The sequence below is a fragment of the Photobacterium sp. R1 genome (genome assembly GCF_054600795.1).
This window is the reverse complement of record NZ_BAAHZP010000032.1, coordinates 1-4,089: the sequence shown is the minus strand read 5'-3', so window position 1 is coordinate 4,089 and position 4,089 is coordinate 1. Positions and strand designations below refer to the sequence as shown.

Genomic DNA, 4,089 nt, shown 5'->3' with positions numbered 1-4,089 from the left:
AGGTATGCCCGTCAGAAGCTAACTGCTGGTCATATATGGCATCGTTGATCCTCAAGCTGATTTGATCAACAACGCCCTTCGGCGGCCGTGCTGCACGTTTACTCTTAGCCTTTTTCGCCCCAGACTGTGACAAGAGCTCTCCAGGATCAATGCCTTCAGCTAGAAGCATTTCACGGTATTGGTTTAATTTTTCTTCACGCTCTTTTTCTTTCGCAATATCTTCAGCTTCGTGTTCTTCGCGCTCAGTAACAACCGTTGTTAATTTTGATAATGCATCTTTCAATTGTTCTAAAGGATATTCACGTGCAGCTGCACGCAGTGAACGGATATTTAACAGTACTTTCAGTTCTTCTGACATAGTGCCTCTTCTTATAATCAAGTGATGAGCTTTGGTTATGAAATAAATATAGTATAACAGCTATATATTCAATTTCCGTTAGTATGCCGAATAATCAATGGTAATCAAATGATTTTTTTTTAAAAAATCATTTCGACCATGCATGCATATCTTTTAACTTCCCCAAGACAAGTTTACTAAAATGTTCAACATCCAAGAAATGCATATCAAGAAATTGTAAGGAGGTTCAATAAGACTCGAAAGGTAACAACCTATTAAACAAAATCACTAGCATGATAGTAGCTCAACTCCCGCTTAATAGTATCGGAGGATATTTTCAGATTAGAAAGCGATACGAAAAAAATGTTAAATTGAGGCAGGCAAAAAAGAGTGTGCCTATCTTTCAAATGAAGACCGGCACTACTGTTTATATGTCTAAATTCGACGGCGTGGGAAGGGTTTTGTCGTTTTTGTGCTCTTCTTGATGACGTTTAGTTAGAGAGAGTACAATGTTATCCATCTCAGCAGCCAACTCTGGTTTATCCGCAACGCGCACAACGTGGTGCATCTCCGTATCTTGCCCATTGATTGGCTGTTGTGAAAGTTGGCACTCCTCATCTTGACCTGCCTCTCTCAGTTGTTTGCGTTTCATCCTCTTTGCTTGGTTGGATTTTTTTTCCACCGTGGTGGCAGCAATCGCGCGTGATTTCATGGCACCAGTTTCGGTGAATAGCCCGTGTGCTGATGATCGAAAGGCTTGGCCACGCGCCTTAACGTCGGGGTCGTCACTTTGCAAACAGGGTTGATTCCATTTCATAACCGTAGCCATTCTAACGAAGGCTACATCACCTATGTGAAATTTTTTGTCTTCAGGGGCATTAACCACATGATCTTTCGCCTCAGATTTGGATAAGCCCGTCTGTTCATGAATTATGCGGGAGTCCATGTAAAGGCGATAATTGACCACTTTGGTGTCTGTCTGCACCTGTAAAGCCGTTATGGGGCGCTCACCATCAACGGCGTGACTAACGACAGTTTGTGTCTCTTCTAATAATGCAATTTTCATTGATTCATTCATAAAAACATTCTCTTCCATTATTGATCACTGGATGCTTTTCCGATTTTCTCAATAATGCACGTATAACTTAAGTCATCTGCTAAGTTTATCGTGTCGATAGTATGTTCGATAAGCGCTTGCTCGCGGCTGTCTCTAGGCTGCTCTAAGCGCTCATATAAAAATTCCAACGTACTGCCTTGCGCCAAATAAGGCACTTTGTTTATCCACTTCACCTCACCCTCGTCGGCTTCAGCGAGCGCATCTTTCAGTCCTCTAATGTCAGTGCCAATGGACTTCGCTAAAGAAGGGGTGTTGTAAAATGGCTTGTGTGTTTGATTACCATGATCAAGCACCGTATAAGAATTTTCTAACAGGTCTTGGTTGTTTCGGTCGATGGTCTCGTTAACATCTTTGGCAACACTGGTGATTAAAGGGGTAACAAGCTTAGACAAAGACACCTGAGCAACGGGTAGCTGTTTATCACTCATGTCAGTCACCTTTAAAGTGTCATCATAGTGTAAAGCTCGTTGAGCTTATCAAATGCTTTCGCGGCATTCTCGTCGCCAGGGTTTTTGTCAGGGTGCACTTGCAAAGACAACGACTTGTACCATTTTTTAGCTGCTTGACCGTCGTCGTACATATTAGGGGTGATGCCCAAAAGTTGATTGCGACGTTTGCCATCGACTTCAAGCAACAAGAACATCAGCTTGTCTTTCCGTGATTTAAAGTAATCCACTTCTCCCAATGAGACGCCGAGCTTATCTTTGGCTTGTAGCTCTTCCAATTGAGACTGAACTAAAGCCAACTTCTTTGCCAACGAATTGTGCTCTGCGCGGTCTTTCTTTCGTTTGATTAACAAAAGAGCATTGAGTGCCGCAAAGCATAGAGTCGAGATAATCAAGATAGTGTTCATAAGATGCCTTTCAATTTCAAATAATCTTCACAATATGCATGAAGCTGAAATTTTACACAACCTTAAGATATAATCGCTCGAACGTAGATATTTTGAGCAAGCTAAGAAAAAGATCTCCCAACCACAGAAAGGCACACTCAGAAATTTTTCTAAGTATATAGGTGTCTATAGCTCTAACCGCCACATGTGCACTTATTTACATATACTCAGTTTGTGTATGAAAAACTTCGATACAACAAGTAATTTTCGTCTTCGGATGAGAGTCTTTTGTTCGTACTTCTTATTTAACGTCGTTCATCACCAATGCAAAAGCGTCCAAATACTGGCTCATGCCCTCTCCAGCAAGATGGAACGATTTAATCTGTCCAGGGGGAATGGTCAACCCATTACGTTGTGCAGTTGAAAGTAAATTTTTGTCTGTAAGGAGACGGTAGAGTAGTCCGCATTGGAGTGTCTCACGTTCTGTGATCTCATCTTTTAACATGCATCTTAATGAAATTAATGCACGCAGTTGATCATACTCCTTTACGTTAGGACCATTGTGGTGAAACATCAGAAGACCGGCTACTGCGCCAATTAGCATACTTATCACAACATCAATCGCGGGCATGCCCAAAGAAAGCGCTCCCCCAACAGCCCCTACAGCTCCTATGAATTGATAGATGCGCACCCATTGTTTCAATCTTGACCTTTCATTTTCATTATGTTCTGAGTGAAGATTCTCTAACCTTGATAATTCTTGCTTGTTTTGTGCAAGAGATGTCCTCCAAAAACATAACGCAACATATTTGTCTTCATCTGTGCAATGACTCATAGCACGAACATCAATATCTTCATACCAATCTGTTACCTGAACAGAAGGTATAATGTATGCTGATTCTCTTTTGAACAGACCTGATATCCTTGAATATTGACTAGAAGGGTCATGCACTTTCATACCCATTTTCTGCCAAAAAGCGACACGGCGTTGATGTGACCTACAAGCATTTTTTTCATCGTCACCATCAGGTGACATTTTACCTATCAATTTAACCGTTGAAGTAATCAAATCAGCATTTGTGAAGTAATATTGAAGAAAAGCTAATGTACTTGAAACTATGTCACTGCCATAGCCTTTATTTGAATTGCCGCTGTTGTCACCATTTCCCGTCAGATCAATTATTTTAATTGAAGAGAGGCAGCCATCAGCAAAAATTAATTTACCCTGAAATTTAATGGCCGAACCTTTTCCAGCGTTTAGAAAGAGCTTACCGTCAAAGAACCCGGTCGACTCAGGGAAACATAAATGATAGATGTTCCCTTTTTTTCTAGCATAGAAATTCTTTTTAACCATATCTCTCATCACTATTCATAGAAACAAAAAAAACCACTATAAGGATTGTAAGCCATTTTATAACTTCACCCTCATTCCATGCTAGAAGCCACAAGAAGAAAATGTGTATTGATTGCCCAAGAGAATCAATGCTGTTCGTGATTTTTAGCCTGAGTGTTCGTCACTCGGCTATGCTCACACTTCAGATATCATACGAAAAAACAGAATTTTAGTGCCAAGAAATCTATAATGTGCATATAATACTTGGTTGTTATTAACAGTCACATTAAGGTGTGCCATCCGTCTCATTTTTATTATTTTTCATCCCATCATGAAGCTTTGGGTTAATACGATTCAAATCATCCGTACTGTAACCCATCGTCAGTAGTCGATGGCGTTGTTGATCAAATCAGCTTGAGGATCAACGATGCCATATATGACCAGCAGTTAGCTTCTGACGGGCATACCTA

5 protein-coding genes are annotated in these 4,089 nt (G+C 40.7%); all 5 read right to left on the bottom strand.

All coding sequences use genetic code 11. From position 1 onward, the window contains the following. Window positions 1-358 (bottom strand): H-NS family histone-like protein (locus ACYP03_RS23710; protein ID WP_459782326.1); only part of this gene is annotated, 358 nt, incomplete at its 3' end. Between the two features lie 406 nt (window positions 359-764). Beyond that, complete coding sequence (locus ACYP03_RS23705; protein ID WP_459782325.1) at window positions 765-1,433, bottom strand: HNH endonuclease signature motif containing protein; 669 nt, start codon at window positions 1,431-1,433, stop codon at window positions 765-767. Beyond that, window positions 1,433-1,882, bottom strand: a complete 450-nt coding sequence (locus ACYP03_RS23700) for a hypothetical protein (protein WP_459782324.1) — start codon at window positions 1,880-1,882, stop codon at window positions 1,433-1,435. The genes ACYP03_RS23705 and ACYP03_RS23700 overlap by 1 nt, the downstream gene beginning before the upstream one ends. An 11-nt stretch (window positions 1,883-1,893) precedes the next feature. After that, window positions 1,894-2,307, bottom strand: a complete 414-nt coding sequence (locus ACYP03_RS23695) for a DnaJ domain-containing protein (RefSeq protein WP_459782323.1) — start codon at window positions 2,305-2,307, stop codon at window positions 1,894-1,896. Between the two features lie 280 nt (window positions 2,308-2,587). After that, window positions 2,588-3,649, bottom strand: coding sequence for a hypothetical protein (locus ACYP03_RS23690; protein WP_459782322.1), 1,062 nt, complete (start codon window positions 3,647-3,649; stop codon window positions 2,588-2,590). Window positions 3,650-4,089: the final 440 nt, after the last annotated feature.